11 protein-coding genes and 1 pseudogene are annotated in these 14,243 nt (G+C 58.5%); 6 read left to right on the top strand and 6 right to left on the bottom strand.

Going from position 1 to position 14,243, the window contains the following annotated elements; all coding sequences use genetic code 11:
• Positions 1-6: 6 nt before the first annotated feature.
• On the bottom strand, positions 7-492 hold the full coding sequence (locus ACYVB2_RS08540) for a YidB family protein (RefSeq protein WP_382431945.1): 486 nt from the start codon (positions 490-492) through the stop codon (positions 7-9).
• A gap of 26 nt (positions 493-518) precedes the next feature.
• A complete protein-coding gene (locus ACYVB2_RS08535; protein ID WP_382431947.1) occupies positions 519-1,703 on the bottom strand; it encodes an MFS transporter in 1,185 nt (394 codons plus the stop codon).
• Between the two features lie 150 nt (positions 1,704-1,853).
• On the opposite strand from ACYVB2_RS08535, the gene ACYVB2_RS08530 reads away from it, so the two are divergent.
• The 4 genes from ACYVB2_RS08530 to ACYVB2_RS08515 all read left to right on the top strand — a co-directional run bounded on the left by ACYVB2_RS08530 (position 1,854) and on the right by ACYVB2_RS08515 (position 8,057).
• Entirely contained in the window at positions 1,854-2,912 is a 1,059-nt protein-coding gene (locus ACYVB2_RS08530) for an efflux RND transporter periplasmic adaptor subunit (RefSeq protein WP_382431949.1), read from the top strand.
• Positions 2,913-2,922: 10 nt separating this feature from the next.
• Positions 2,923-6,177: an efflux RND transporter permease subunit gene (locus ACYVB2_RS08525; protein ID WP_382431951.1), complete on the top strand. Its 3,255-nt coding sequence runs from the start codon at positions 2,923-2,925 to the stop codon at positions 6,175-6,177.
• Positions 6,178-6,211: 34 nt separating this feature from the next.
• Entirely contained in the window at positions 6,212-6,571 is a 360-nt protein-coding gene (locus tag ACYVB2_RS08520) for a carboxymuconolactone decarboxylase family protein (RefSeq protein ID WP_460536223.1), read from the top strand.
• 82 nt (positions 6,572-6,653) lie between these two features.
• Complete coding sequence (locus ACYVB2_RS08515) at positions 6,654-8,057, top strand: TolC family protein (protein WP_382431955.1); 1,404 nt, start codon at positions 6,654-6,656, stop codon at positions 8,055-8,057.
• A 149-nt stretch (positions 8,058-8,206) separates the two neighbouring features.
• Here the strand turns inward: ACYVB2_RS08515 and ACYVB2_RS08510 are convergent, their stop codons facing one another.
• On the bottom strand, positions 8,207-9,277 hold the full coding sequence (locus tag ACYVB2_RS08510) for an RNA-guided endonuclease InsQ/TnpB family protein (protein WP_460536126.1): 1,071 nt from the start codon (positions 9,275-9,277) through the stop codon (positions 8,207-8,209).
• 250 nt (positions 9,278-9,527) lie between these two features.
• Between ACYVB2_RS08510 and ACYVB2_RS08505 the strand changes: the two genes are divergently transcribed.
• Positions 9,528-10,181: a PIN domain-containing protein gene (locus ACYVB2_RS08505; RefSeq protein WP_382431959.1), complete on the top strand. Its 654-nt coding sequence runs from the start codon at positions 9,528-9,530 to the stop codon at positions 10,179-10,181.
• A gap of 415 nt (positions 10,182-10,596) precedes the next feature.
• The gene (locus tag ACYVB2_RS08500) at positions 10,597-11,118 is read left to right on the top strand and encodes a hypothetical protein (protein WP_460536122.1); all 522 of its coding nucleotides are present in this window, start codon (positions 10,597-10,599) and stop codon (positions 11,116-11,118) included.
• 96 nt (positions 11,119-11,214) lie between these two features.
• Here the strand turns inward: ACYVB2_RS08500 and ACYVB2_RS08495 are convergent.
• The 3 genes and pseudogenes from ACYVB2_RS08495 to ACYVB2_RS08485 all read right to left on the bottom strand — a co-directional run.
• Positions 11,215-12,147, bottom strand: a pseudogene (locus tag ACYVB2_RS08495) (sigma-54 interaction domain-containing protein); the annotation flags it as partial.
• Positions 12,148-12,376: 229 nt separating this feature from the next.
• Entirely contained in the window at positions 12,377-12,760 is a 384-nt protein-coding gene (locus ACYVB2_RS08490) for a DUF2946 domain-containing protein (protein ID WP_382431963.1), read from the bottom strand.
• 49 nt (positions 12,761-12,809) lie between these two features.
• Complete coding sequence (locus ACYVB2_RS08485) at positions 12,810-14,186, bottom strand: sigma-54 interaction domain-containing protein (protein WP_382431964.1); 1,377 nt, start codon at positions 14,184-14,186, stop codon at positions 12,810-12,812.
• Positions 14,187-14,243 lie beyond the last annotated feature (57 nt).

The following is a 14,243-nucleotide window of genomic DNA, read 5'->3' as shown; positions in this document are numbered from 1 at the left end:
TCGCACTTAACTCCGGGGCTTGAACAGTTCTCCCAGCATCCCGAGCAGCTCGAGCTCGGGTGCTGCGCCTGGCACACCAGCAGGCAACTGCCCATTGGGTGTGAGCCGGTCGATCAGCCCCGGCAGCAGTTGCGATAGTTGCCCGGCGGCCTCGCCTTGACCCACCCCCAGTTGGGCTGCAATTTGGGCCAATGGCCCTTCGCCCAATACCCGGCCCAACTGCTCCCCAGACAGGGCAGCATTGGGGCCGTTGCTCAGCCACGAAGCCACTGCATCGCCCAGCCCAGCCTGCTGAAAACGGGCCAACAACCCCGGCAAACCTCCCACCGGGCTTTGCTGGCCCAGCAAATCCACCACCACCTGCACCAGTTGGGGGTTGTTGGCGGCCATACCGAGCAAACTCTCCCAACCGCCCGCTGAACCGTTGCCGGCAGTCTGGTTCTGCGTGGCGCTGTTGATGACTGCGCCGAGTACGGAATCGAGCAAACCCATGTGGATCTCCTGTGGAAAACAAAACGCTAGTGTGGCCTATTCCCTGCAACCCGGCGTTGGTGTAGGGCCAACCACAGAAGGGCGGCCCCCGTGATAGCGATGGGGAACAAAGAGCCGAGGTTCAACCACCACCAGCCTTGGGTAGTCACCAAGGCGCCAGAAGCAAAAGAGGTAAGTGCCATAGTGGCAAACACTGCAAAATTAATGGCCGCCTGAGCGCGGTCTTTTTCTTCGGGGCGATAGGCTTGCAAGGCCAAGGTCGTGCTGCCGGTAAACAGAAAATTCCAACCCACACCGAGCAAAAACAATGCAACCGTGAACTGCGCCACCTCTTGCCCCGACAGCGCCACCAACACACACAGCAGATTGAGCAACACCCCCACCCCCATCACCGGCAGCACCCCCCAACGCCGAATCAAGTGGCCGGTAAAAAACCCAGGAGCAAACATCCCCACCACATGCCATTGCAGTACGAAGGCCGCTTCGTCAAAGGCATAACCGCACACCTGCATAGCCAGCGGGGTAGCGGCCATGAGCAGGTTCATCACACCATAGCCCAATGCCGACCCTAGCATAGCCACCACAAAAGCGGGCTGGCGTAGCAGCTGTGCCAAAGGCCGCCCCGGCCCGGCTTGGCTGGCAGCAGCAGAAGTGATGGCCTCAAAACGGATGGCAGCCATGCAAGCCATAGACAACAGAGCCACACCAACCAATGCCAGGTAAGTAGCCACAAACGGTGCCTCTAAGCTGTTGCGCGTGTGGTTGGCCAGATAAGGGCCAGCCACCGCCCCCAGCAAGCCCCCAGCCAACACCAACGACACCGCTTTTTCCCGAAAACTGGGTGCAGCCAATTCTGCCGCCGCAAAACGATAAAGCTGGCCATTGGCACTGTAGTAACCCGCCACCATCGTGCCTAAACAAAGCCCGATGAACTGGCCGCTGTGTACGGCCCAAGCACACCACAAAGCACAGACCAGCGCCACCGCCAGCCCTATCTGAAACGACACCTGCCGCCCCCAGCGCCGCTGGCTGCGCGCCACCAACCCGGTCGATAGTGCGCCCCCCACCACATAGCCCATCACGGGCAGCGTAGCCATCCAACCATAGGGGGCCAATTGCAGACCCACCAAGCCATTGATGGCGATAAAGACCACGTTATTGGTCAGAAAAAGGCCTTGGCACAAGGCCAGTAGCCACAGGTTGCGGTTCATAGATTGTGAAGCCAGAAGAAAAAAGGAGAAAAAACCCACGCAGCACGCACTGTAGTGGCGGCAGGGGTCGTTGTTCATCAACTATTTGACTATTTAACTACTTATGCAAATAATAGCTGCTATGTCTTCCCCTGCCTATCGCTGCTGCCCATGCTGAAAATTCGTCTCCTTGCGCTGTTCTTGGCTGTGCTGCTGTCTGGCGGGGCCAATGTTGTGCTTGCCGCCAATCTGGCAGCGGTGCCCGCCCAAGCGGCAGGCACTCCTGGCCGCACGAGCTTTGATGGCACCGTAGAGGCTGTGCGCCAGACAGTCGTAGCGGCACAGGTGCCCGGTGCGGTGGTCGAGCTGGCCGTCAAGGCAGGCCAGCGGGTGCAGGCTGGGCAGCTACTGTTGCGCTTGGATGCCCGCACAGCCGACCAAAATGCCGCTGCCGTCGATGCCCAAGTGCAGGCAGCCCAAGCGGCGCTGGAGGTAGCCACGCGCGAGTACCAGCGCCAGCAACAGCTGCACCAGAAAAAATATATCAGCCAAGCCGCTTTAGAGCAGGCCCAAGCACAATTCAAGGCCAACAAGGCACAAGTGACTGCACAAATGGCCCAGGCGGGAGCCGCCCGCACCCAAAGTGGGCTGCACACGGTGCGCGCACCTTATGCAGGCGTCATCGCTGAGGTGCCGGTGGTGTTGGGCGATATGGCCATGCCCGGCAAGCCACTGCTCACCCTGTACGACCCCAATGCCTTGCGCGTCACGGCGGCGCTGCCACAGTCGGTAGTGCAGCCCGAAATAGCCTCGGGCATACAGGTAGAACTCCCTGGCGTGGTCGGTACAGCCCAATGGCCGCAACCGCTACGGGTGCAAGTGTTGCCCACGGTAGATGCGGGCACACACACCGTACAAATCCGGGCTGATTTGCCCACGGGCCTTGCAGGCGTGGTGCCGGGCCAGTTTGCCCGCCTCTGGTTGCCTCTGGCAGACCGGGCTGCCGCTGCCGTTGCCCGTCCGGGCACCGTTTCTGTGCCACTCCAAGCGGTGGTGCGCCGCGCCGAAATGACAGGTATTTATGTGCAAGGCGAGGGCGGCCAACCCCGCTTGCGCCAAGTGCGGCTAGGCCGCACCAGCGGCGATAGGGTAGAGGTGCTGAGCGGCCTGACGGCTGGCGAAAACGTCATCACCGACCCGGCAGCGGCCAGCCGTGCGCCAGCACAGTGAGGCCACCACCATGAGCCAGTCCACTGAGAAACACGCCTTGGGCGTTTCGGGCCGCATTGCCGGTTTTTTCCAGAGCGCACAAATCACACCCCTGCTGGCGCTGTTGGCGCTGCTGCTGGGCGTTTTTGCCGTACTGGTCACGCCACGCGAGGAAGAGCCACAGATCAATGTCACGATGGCTAATGTGTTGGTGCCATTTCCGGGTGCCAGCGTGCGCGATGTGGAACAGATGGTCGCCATCCCGGCAGAACAGGTGTTGTCGCAAATCACTGGCACTGAACATGTGATGTCGCTCTCACGCCCCGGCTTGGCTATTCTGACCGTGCAATTCAAGGTGGGTGTACCACGCACCGAGGCGCTGGTGCGCTTATACGACACCGTACACTCCCATGCCGACTGGCTGCCAGCGGGCTTGGGCACGTTGGCGCCCATCATCAAACCCAAGGGCATTGACGATGTGCCCATCGTCACCCTCACACTGCACAGCCCGCGCACCGATGCAGGCCCCTTCGATCTGGAGCGGGTGGCCCACAGCATCGAGGCTGATCTCAAGCGTGTGCCCGGCACACGCGAAGTGAGCACGGTGGGCGGCCCGGGCCGTGCTGTGTTGGTAGAGCTAGACACCGCCCGCATGCGCAGCAGCGGCGTGACGGTGGATGACCTGCGCCGTGCTCTGCAATCGGCCAATCTGGGCCTACCCGTGGGTGAACTGCTGGGCGGCAACCAAGCCGTGAGCATCGAGTCTGGCCCCTTCTTGCGCAGTGCCGACGAGGTGGCCGAACTGGTGGTGGGCGTGCGCAGTGGCAAGCCAGTGTTTTTGCGCGAAGTTGCCAATGTGCGCGATGGCCCCTTGCCCCCAAGCCGCTATGTTTGGCATGGCACGGCGGGTAAAGACGCCACCACATCCCCTGCCATCACCCTCAGCATCACCAAAAAGCCGGGGGAAAACGCCATCGACGTAGCCAATGCCGTGCTAGAACGGGTGGCACTGCTCAAAAACACGGTGATTCCGGCAGACGTCCACATCACCGAGACGCGCAACTATGGCGCTACTGCCAACGACAAAGCGCAAAAGCTGATTCAGAAACTGCTGTTTGCCACCGCCTCGGTGGTGGCGCTGGTGTTCATTGCACTGGGCAAGCGTGAGGCGGCGATTGTGGGCACGGCAGTGGTGCTGACGCTCACCGTCACGCTGTTTGCCTCTTGGGCTTGGGGCTTTACGCTCAATCGGGTGTCGTTGTTTGCGCTGATTTTTTCCATTGGCATTTTGGTGGACGATGCCATCGTGGTGGTAGAAAACATCCACCGCCACCAACAGCTGTACCCTGGCAAAACGCTGGCGCAGATCATTCCTGGTGCGGTAGATGAAGTGGGCGGCCCCACTATTTTGGCGACGCTCACGGTGATTGCTGCGTTGCTGCCAATGGCGTTTGTGTCTGGGTTGATGGGGCCGTACATGAGCCCCATCCCCATCAATGCCAGCATGGGCATGTTGCTGTCACTGGCCATTGCCTTTGTGGTGACGCCGTGGTTAGCCCGTTTGTGGATGAAGGCCATACCCGCGCACGACAGCACCGCCCCCGCACAAAACCACGGGCTGGCAGGCCAGATCACACCACTGTTTACCCGCATCTTTACGCCACTGCTGGATAAAAACCGTGGCTCGCGCCACCGCGCTCTGCTGGGGCTGGGCATTGCGGGGCTGATTGTGCTGTCGGTAGCACTGCCAGTGGCTGGGCTGGTGCTGCTCAAGATGCTGCCGTTTGACAACAAATCCGAATTCCAAGTGGTGGTAGACATGCCCGCCGGTACGCCGGTAGAGCAAACCGCTGCCGTGCTGCACGAGTTGGGTGCCCATTTGGCCACCGTGCCCGAAGTCACGCACTACCAAGCCTATGCGGGCACCGCTGCCCCCATCAACTTCAATGGGTTGGTGCGCCAGTATTACCTGCGTGCAGGCGGCGAAGTAGGGGACATCCAGGTCAATTTGGTGGACAAGCACCAGCGCAAAGACCAAAGCCACGCCATTGCCACCCGTGTGCGCCCAGCTTTGCAGCAAATTGGCCTGCGCTACGGCGCCAACGTCAAGGTGGTGGAAGTACCGCCCGGCCCCCCCGTGTTGGCCCCCATCGTGGCAGAAATCTACGGCCCCGAAGAAGCAGGCCGCCGCCAAGTGGCCAAGGCCGTGCGCGCCGTGTTTGCCAAAACCCCCGGCGTAGTGGACGTGGACGATAGCAGTATTGCCTCGGCCCCACGCACCTTGCTATTGGTGGACAGGCGCAAAGCAGCCCTGTTGGGTGTGCCACAGCAAGCCATCGTGACCACCCTGCGCGCCGGACTGGCTGGCGAGGCTGCCACCTACCTGCACGATGAAAGCAAATACCCCACCGCCGCTGTGCTGCAACTGCCCGCCGAACAACATGGCGATCTGGCAGCCCTGCTGCAACTGACGGTGCGCAGTGCCTCGGGTGCCTTGGTGCCAATTCGTGAATTGGTGACGGTGAGCGACACCGTGCGCGAGCAACCCATCTATCACAAAGATTTGCTGCCCGTGAATTTTGTGGTGGCCGATATGGCTGGCACTGTGGACAGCCCGCTCTACGGCATGTTCACCATGCGCAGCGAAATCGCCCAACTGCCCATGCCCGATGGCGGCCCGCTGACCGAATACTTGATCCACCAACCCCAAGACGCCTGGCGCGGCTATGCCCTGAAGTGGGATGGCGAGTGGCAAATCACCTACGAAACCTTCCGCGATATGGGTGCGGCTTATGGCGTGGGACTGATTTTGATTTACCTGCTGGTAGTGGCGCAATTTGGCTCTTACCTCACGCCGCTCATCATCATGGCCCCCATCCCGCTAACGATCATTGGCGTCATGCCCGGCCATGCGCTGCTGGGAGCGCAATACACCGCCACCAGCATGATTGGCATGATTGCGCTGGCGGGCATCATCGTGCGCAACTCCATTTTGCTGGTGGACTTTATCAACCTGCAAGTGCGCAGCGGCATGCCCTTTGAGCAGGCCATTGTGCAATCGGCCATCACCCGTGCCCAGCCCATTGTGCTCACTGGGCTGGCGGCCATGCTCGGAGCCTTCTTTATTTTGGACGACCCTATTTTTAACGGCTTGGCCATCTCGCTGATCTTTGGCATTGCCGTCTCCACCCTGCTCACGCTGGTGGTCATTCCCATCCTCTATTACGTGGCCTACCGCCACCGGCTGGACGCATTGCACCCAGCACCGGCCCCTGCAGCCGATTGACCCCGTTTGCTTGTGTTTTTCTAACTTCTGGAGTGTGACCATGCTGGACTCTTACCGTGATTTGACCCGTGACATCTCTGCCGAATTGGGCAAGCTGCGCACTGAAATCCCCGAAACGCTGCAAGCCTTCCATGCACTGGGCAAGTCGGCCTCTGCCGAGGGTGCTTTGGATAAAAAAACCAAAGAACTGATAGCCGTGGCGCTATCGGTGGCAGCCCGTTGTGATCCATGTGTGGGCTTCCATTTGCAGGCATTGGTCAAGCTGGGGGCCACCCGTGCCGAATTGGCCGAGGTGCTGGCAATGGCGGTGTATATGGGCGGCGGCCCCTCGCTGATGTACGCCGCCAAGGCATCGGCGGCCTTTGACGAGTTCAGCACAGCGGCAGCGGCCTGATGTGCCCGTGCTGGGCGCGACACGCCGCCAATGTGGTTTATTGGATCAAAGCCCGCTTTACCCGCCGGAGATAACACACACCATGCGCCAAGCGTTTCAATGCACCTTGCTCGCCCTGTCGGCATGGGCCACCTGTTTGCCCAATGCCCACGCTACCGATCTGCTTCAGGCATGGCAGGCAGCACAAACGCATGACCGTGAACATGCTGTGGCCCGGGCCGCCCATGCCAGCGCCCAGCCCCAGCGTGACCAAGCCACGGCGTTGTGGCGGCCCAATGTGACCTTGAGTGCCACCGCAGGCGTGGGCAGCAGCGAGACCGACACCCAAGGCGCGCAGTTTGCTGCGCCGGGCATGAACCGCTCCAACGGGGTGGATTTCAGCACCTCAGTCACGGGGGGCACGTCCAGCCGTTGGGCCATTCAGGCCAACCAGCCGCTTTACAGCCCCCAGCGCAAAGCCCAGCAACAACAATTGCGTCTGGCTGCTGAACAAGCCGACTTGCAATGGCAAGCGGCACAGCAAGCACTGATCTTGCGCACCACGCAGCACTATCTGGCATTGGCCCTGGCGCAAGAGACAGTACGCGTGCTCGACCAACAACTGACTGCCGTACAACAGGCAGCAGCCGAGGTACAAGAACGCTTTGATTTGGGCAGTGCCCCCATCACCGACACCCGCGAGGCCCGCGCTCGCTTGGCAGCGTTGCATGCCCAACGGTGGGCCGCCCAAACCAGTTTGGACGTGCAACGCCGTTGGCTGGCCGACAACACCGGCTTGGCCCCCCAAGCCTTGCAACCTCGACTGCCCGTCACCACCGCCAACACTGGCGCACAGGATGAGTCCACTTGGCAGGCCCAAGCCAATACCGGCAACCTGGAGTTGCAAATGCAGCGCCTAGGGGTGGACTTGGCGCGCGCCCAAGCCAGCCAGTACCAGCCTGGTGCATCGGCCAGTGTGGATCTGGTAGCCCAAGCTGGGCAAGAGCGGCTGCACGGCAGCGGCGACTTTGGCAACGCACGCAACAAAGGCAGCAATGCGCTGATTGGCGTGCAATTGACGCTGCCACTGTGGACGGGGGGCTGGCGCAGCGCCAAGCAAGCGCAAGCCCTCAGCCAACTCGAGCAAGCCCAAGCCCAAGTAGACAGCACCCAAGCCAATGTAGCCCAACAAGTCCATGCCACTTGGCTCGGGCTGGCCACAGGCCACGAGCGGGTGCAAGCCCTGAACGAAGCCCTGCAAGCCAGCTTGTCGCGACGCGACGCCACCCAGGTCGGCCATGAAGTGGGCCACCGCACCACACTGGACTTGCTCAACGCCGAGAACGACACCGCCAGCGCCCGCTTGGCACTGGCCCAAGCACGCACCGATTGGCTGCTCGACAGCCTGCGTCTGGCCGCTCTGGCTGGACAACTGGACGAATCGGCACTGCGTGCGGCCAATGCCTTGCTAGAACCAGCAGAAGCACTGGTGCGCTCTGCACCATAGGGTGCTTTGGCAAGATGACACCCTTGGCAGAATGACCTCTTAGATTCAGCCCATTGGAAGAAAGCGCGGGCTTATTGGGCGGCAGGGAAGTAGACAGGGCGTGGAGCACCAAGACCCTGCTGAATTTGCCGGTTGACATCCTCCTCGCCCTAAAGGACGGGGATTCCTACTGCTAGACGGCGATGCCCCGCCGCGAGAATGTTGCGTGCTGCATTCACATCGCGGTCGTGTTCCGCTGCGCAATCGCTGCACTTCCACTCTCTTATTCGCAAACCCGCTCTACCTTTCGGACTGCTGGCAGGGATGGCCCCGCAGCACGAGCAAGTCTGGGTTGTGTAGCTTTCATTCACTACTTCAAAGACGACACCGGCCTGATGGCTCTTGTATTCCAACATCGTCTTGAGCATGGCCCAGCCCGCATCCAGCGTGGACTTGGCCATCTTGGTTTTGACCAGCTTGCTGCTGGCTACGTCGCCCACGAAGATGGCAGCGTTTTGTTTCACCATTGCAGTGCTGAATTTGTGTAGCAGGTCTTTCCGCTGGTTGGCAATTTTTGCATGGATGGCCCGCACCCGCTGTTTTTTGTGTGCCCGCTGTGCGATGCCCAACTGGCATTCGAGCTTGCGGTAAAAATGCCCCTCGATGCGCTCTCCAGTCGAGGCGACCGCCGCTTCTTTCAGACCTAAGTCCATCCCCACGCTGGCTGTGCCCGCGCTGGCTTGGACTTGCACCTTCACCACCACATTCAAGTACCAGCGCCCGCGTGTATCTTGGCTGAAGCTGCCAGCGCGCAACTCGTAGTCCGCCAGACCGTAGCTGTCCCAGAGGCTCAATTTCTGTCCGGCAAAGGCGACTTGCCCTGCCTTGTACTGCAAGGCCCGTGCTTTGAAAGGAATCCAGCCCAAGCTGTATTTGCTGCTTTGGGGATTGGAGACACGCCAGCGCAGCTTGGCCTTTTTGAACTGCTTGCGGGCCTTGGCGTAGTCTTCACACACTTGCTGCACGGTGGGCGAACCGATGTGTATGCCATCGCACTTGCTGAAACCGTTGGTTAGCTTTTGCAGGTTGTAGCCCGAGAGCCATTGGTGGCGCTCACGGATGGCGCGGTGGCTGGTTTCGTTGCAAAAATTCCAGACCTGATGAACCTCACGCGCCATCAACGCCAGCACTTTGGCGTGCTTGTCTTTGATGCGCAGACGCAGGGTTTTGGTGCAGTCCATGACGTAGATTATGGATTGCAAATCCCTGCTCTCAACCCCGGACTGAACTGCGGGGCTTCCCGCGCACCGGGTGAGGGGCTCCGATCTTTGGTAGCACCCAAGAAGGCAAAGCATCTGAGAGATTCTTGGATTCCCCTCCAACAGCACCAAAGCAGGATTTGATTCGGAAAGTTGCGGCGTGTATTGTTTGAGCCCACTCTCTCCGCTACGATGGCTGTGGTTTATTGGCAATTAGGTTTTGGAGAACGCCTTGCGTATTAATTACGTTCTAATTGACTACGAAAACGTCCAAGCACAATCTTTGCATCTTCTCACAGAAGAGCATTTTAGAGTCATGGTATTTCTTGGGCCCACCAATACAAAATTGCGTGTTGATTTTGTACTTGCAATGCACCAATTGGGGTCAAGGTCTGGCTATGTGACTGTGGAAACATCGGGAACCAACGCACTAGATTTTCACATCGCCTATTATCTTGGAAACTTAGCCATTACCGATCCAAGAGCCTATTTTCATGTCATTTCCAAAGACACCGGCTTTGATCCATTAATTCAGCACCTCAAGTCGCGCAAAATTTCTTGCACTCGCTCACCTTCAATCAAAGAAATGCCATGCTTTATCGAAGCTCTCACGCCCAAAATTACAGAAATATCTACTACCACCCTACCCACACCTACCCCCCAAAAATCCATCGATTCTTATCTAAAACTAGTGGTTAACGACTTAATCAACAGAAATTCTTCAAGGCCTAAATCTACAAAATCACTAAAGAACACTATTCAATCCAAGCTGGGCAAAGATACACCCGCAGAAATCACAGAGCAGGTATATGATCTACTCATCAGCAACCACTACGCAAAGATCAATGATGAGAAGGTTTTATATACACTACCAACCCTAACCTAAGCTTTCAACCGGCTTAAATGCTAAAAAATACGATATTCAGATTAGTACATTTTATACATAACACTCCAAACCACACATCCATTCAAACATCAATCTTTACCCACATGCATCATATTTTTACAGGGCTATTAATTATTACTGCATTGATGGCGCAAGGCTTTGGATCTTCGATCGGCAGCTTTCTGCTATTCGCTCTTGGCGTTATCCTAGAATTTTGGTTCTGGATAAGAACATTCAACAAAAAATAATTCAATGATTAATAAATAATAAATACTTAACCTAAAGAATTAAAGATTCAAAAATTAAACCCAAGAACATCTTGAAAAGATTACTTTTTTTCTTAACATTGGCTGGCAGCACATCGGTCGCATACGCAAACAGCGGGTTTCCGATGATTTTTAACACGCTTCCATTCATGATTTTGGCACTGATTCCACTCATCATATCGGAAGCTGCCGTTATTCAAAAACACACCCAAGCCCCCTCCAAAACAGTGCTCAAAGCCGTTGCTGGTGCCAATTTGCTTAGCACCTTTGTTGGACTTCCCTTATCCAATGCACTGGGCCTTTTATTGACATGGGCATCGTATGCAACAGGAATCAGTTGGCATCATATTTCTAATTCCGTAGCATCCACATTGGCTAAAGCCACACTGGGGTTCTTTTGGTTTGATACATCCAGATGGTCTACTTTATTAAATGATAAAATTCCACACACCTACCAGAAGGAACCAGAATGGTATTACTATCTAGCCATAGCTTTCGCCATTTTGGTCAACTATCTTGTTTCCTGGTATATCGAGTATGCTTATCTAAAGAAACGATTGGATGCACCTCACAACGCCATCAGAAATGGTGCAATTTATGCCAACACCCTCTCTTACCTTATTATTGTTCTTATGTTACTCTTTAAGTACATCACAGATAAATATAAATAAACACCTTGCGCACTGCCGCTATGGGTGCGCGTCGGGTGGTACATAGAGCAGCACAGAACCGCCTGCCTCTTTCCTAAAAGAATTGGTAGCCCCTCTTTATCCTCCCCCTTTGAGCTGCCGCAGGCGGCGATAGAGTGAGCGTTCACTCATCCCTAGGCTGCGGGCTAAATCGGCACGGCGGCCTGGGTAATCAGCCAGCAGATGGGCCAGTGTGGCATCGTCTGGAGGTATCTTCTCCATGCCATGAGGGGCTATCAGCCCTGCCGCCGGTGCCAAGCCGCAGGCCAAGGCGGCGCGCATTTGCTCTTGTCCAATGGTATGACCATCACACAGCAAGGCAGCACGTTCGAGCAGGTTACGCAGTTCGCGCACATTGCCCGGAAAGGGCTGCGCTTGCACCAGCACCAACGCCCCAGCGGCCAGTTGAAGCTGGCGGCCCGGTGCTACCCGCTCCAGCAAGGCTTGGGCCAGCGGGGCGATGTCTTCGCGGCGCTCGCGCAGCGGCGGCAGGTGGATCGGAAAGATGCCTAGCCGGTAATACAAATCTTCACGAAAGCGCCCCTCCGTCACCATCTGGGCCAATGGCCGGTGGGTGGCCGACACCACCCGAATATCCGCATGGCGCAGTTCTGTGCTACCCACCCGGCGGTAGGTGCCGGTTTCTAACAGCCGCAGCAGTTTGACCTGTTGCGCCAGCGGGATATCGCCCACCTCGTCCAAAAACAGGGTGCCGCCGTGGGCACTTTCGACCAATCCGGGGCGGGCTTGGGTCGCGCCAGTAAACGCCCCTTTTTCATGGCCAAACAGTTCGGACTCAAACAGTGCCTCGGGCAGGCTGGAGCAATCGACGGGCACCAGCGGGCGGTGGGCACGTTGGCTGGCATGGTGCAGAGCATGGGCTACCAATTCTTTGCCCGTGCCCGATTCACCCAACAGCAACACGCTGGCCTGCGATGGGGCCACACGGTGGATCAGGTGGCACAAATGTTGAAACGCGGGCGAATGCCCCACCAGCGCCGGGTATTCGGGAGCCGTAGGCAGCGGTGGTGGGGCTATGGTGTGGAGGCAGAACATCATGTCACTCCAGACAATGAACCGGCCAACCACCCAATGGGGTGTAGCCCTAGCGTTCTTCTAAGGGGGAAGATCATCAGCTTCTCCAAAAAGGCGTGTGCAGTGCCACCTGCCGAGGTGGCAGACGAGCACAGGGGAAGGCGCCACCGCAGTGCGTGCGATGGCGTCTGGCGCAATCAACCGTTCAGGAAAAAGCAGGTGGTGCCCGCACTCGGTGGGCGCTGCGGGCGAAGTGCCCTAAGGCCGTGGTGCGATCTGGATCTAGCCTGAGCACATGGCGCGCCACGGTGAGCAAGCCCCACTGCGGCGGCTGTGAGGGCAGAGTGGGACAGTGGTGTTGCAGCAGGCAGTAGCCACAATGCACATCGGTGGCAACGTGTGTTTCAGGGGAATTGGTACTGCCAAGATTGACCGTAATGCGCTGGATACCTTGGCTATTGCACACCTCCACCACGGTGCTGGCGTTGGCTGCCAGCCCTTTGGAAATGGCAGGCGCTATCGCAGCAAAGACCATGCCCCACAGCAACCACCACACTAGCCGCTGACGCCACCCTCTCAGATGCATCATGGCCCACCATCCACACCCACACACGACCTATGGCTGCACTGGAGTGACGTTACAAGGGGCTGCATGGTAAGGATTCTATCGAGCCACAGGGAGGTCTACCGCCGTCTGTGGCTCGCCTCTTGAGCTGCTGCAAGCGGCGATAGAGTGAGCGTTCGCTCATCCCTAGGCTGCGGGCTAAATCGGCACGGCGGCCTGGGTAATCAGCCAGCAGATGGGCCAGTGTGGCGTCGTCTGGGGGTATCTTCTCCATGCCATGAGGGGCTACCTGCCCTGCCGCCGGTGCCAAGCCGCAGGCCAAGGCGGCGCGCATTTGCTCTTGTCCAATGGTATGACCATCACACAGCAAGGCAGCACGTTCGAGCAGGTTACGCAGTTCGCGCACATTGCCCGGAAAGGGCTGCGCTTGCACCAGCACCAACGCCCCAGCGGCCAGTTGAAGCTGGCGGCCCGGTGCTACCCGCTCCAGCAAGGCTTGGGCCAGCGGGGCGATGTCTTCGCGGCGCTCGCGCAGCGGCGGCAGGTGGATCGGAAAGATGCCTAGCCGGTAATACAAATCTTCACGAAAGCGCCCCTCCGTCACCATCTGGGCCAATGGCCGGTGGGTGGCCGACACCACCCGAATATCCGCATGGCGCAGTTCTGTGCTACCCACCCGGCGGTAGGTGCCGGTTTCTAACAGCCGCAGCAGTTTGACCTGTTGCGCCAGCGGGATATCGCCCACCTCGTCCAAAAACAGCGTACCGCCGTGAGCACTCTCTACCAGACCGGGGCGGGCTTGGGTCGCGCCAGTAAACGCCCCTTTTTCATGGCCAAACAGTTCGGACTCGAACAGTGCCTCGGGCAGGCTGGAGCAATCGACGGGCACCAGCGGGCGGTGGGCACGTTGGCTGGCACGGTGCAGAGCATGGGCTACCAATTCTTTGCCCGTGCCCGATTCGCCCAATAGCAACACGCTGGCCTGCGATGGGGCCACACGGGCCACCAACCCCAGCATGTGCCGAAAAGCTGGCGAACGGCCCACCAGCCCCTCGGCACTGGGCCGAGGTTGGGCCAGCGGCTGGTGGGCCATTTTCTCGATGAAAAACACCGGCCCGCTGGCCGAACCACGCACGGGCGTCAATTCAATCTGCACATATTCCTCGCCCTGCGGGGTATGGTGCAAATGCAGCACACGCTGAACCTGCCCCGACAACAGCGCCTGAGCGCGCGGACAGGTCTCGCCAGCCTGATCGCAAGGCAATGTGAAATGGTGGGACACCGCATAACACGGGCGATTGACCACTTCATCCTGCGGCCCAAATTGGCGCCGGTAGGCCGCATTGGCAGCCAAGATCAGGTACTGCTCGTCCATAAGGATATGGGGCTCGGGCAACCCCTCCAGCAGAGAAACCAGCTCGGCTGGCACAGAAGAAGGTGGCTTAGGCATGGTGCCAGCAGTTTACCCATTGACTGCCAAAAGACTGCCATTTCTCTGCCAATGGCA

The organism is Giesbergeria giesbergeri, assembly GCF_054779375.1.
Note: the sequence above shows the minus strand (reverse complement) of the source record. Positions and strands in the feature narration are given on the sequence as shown.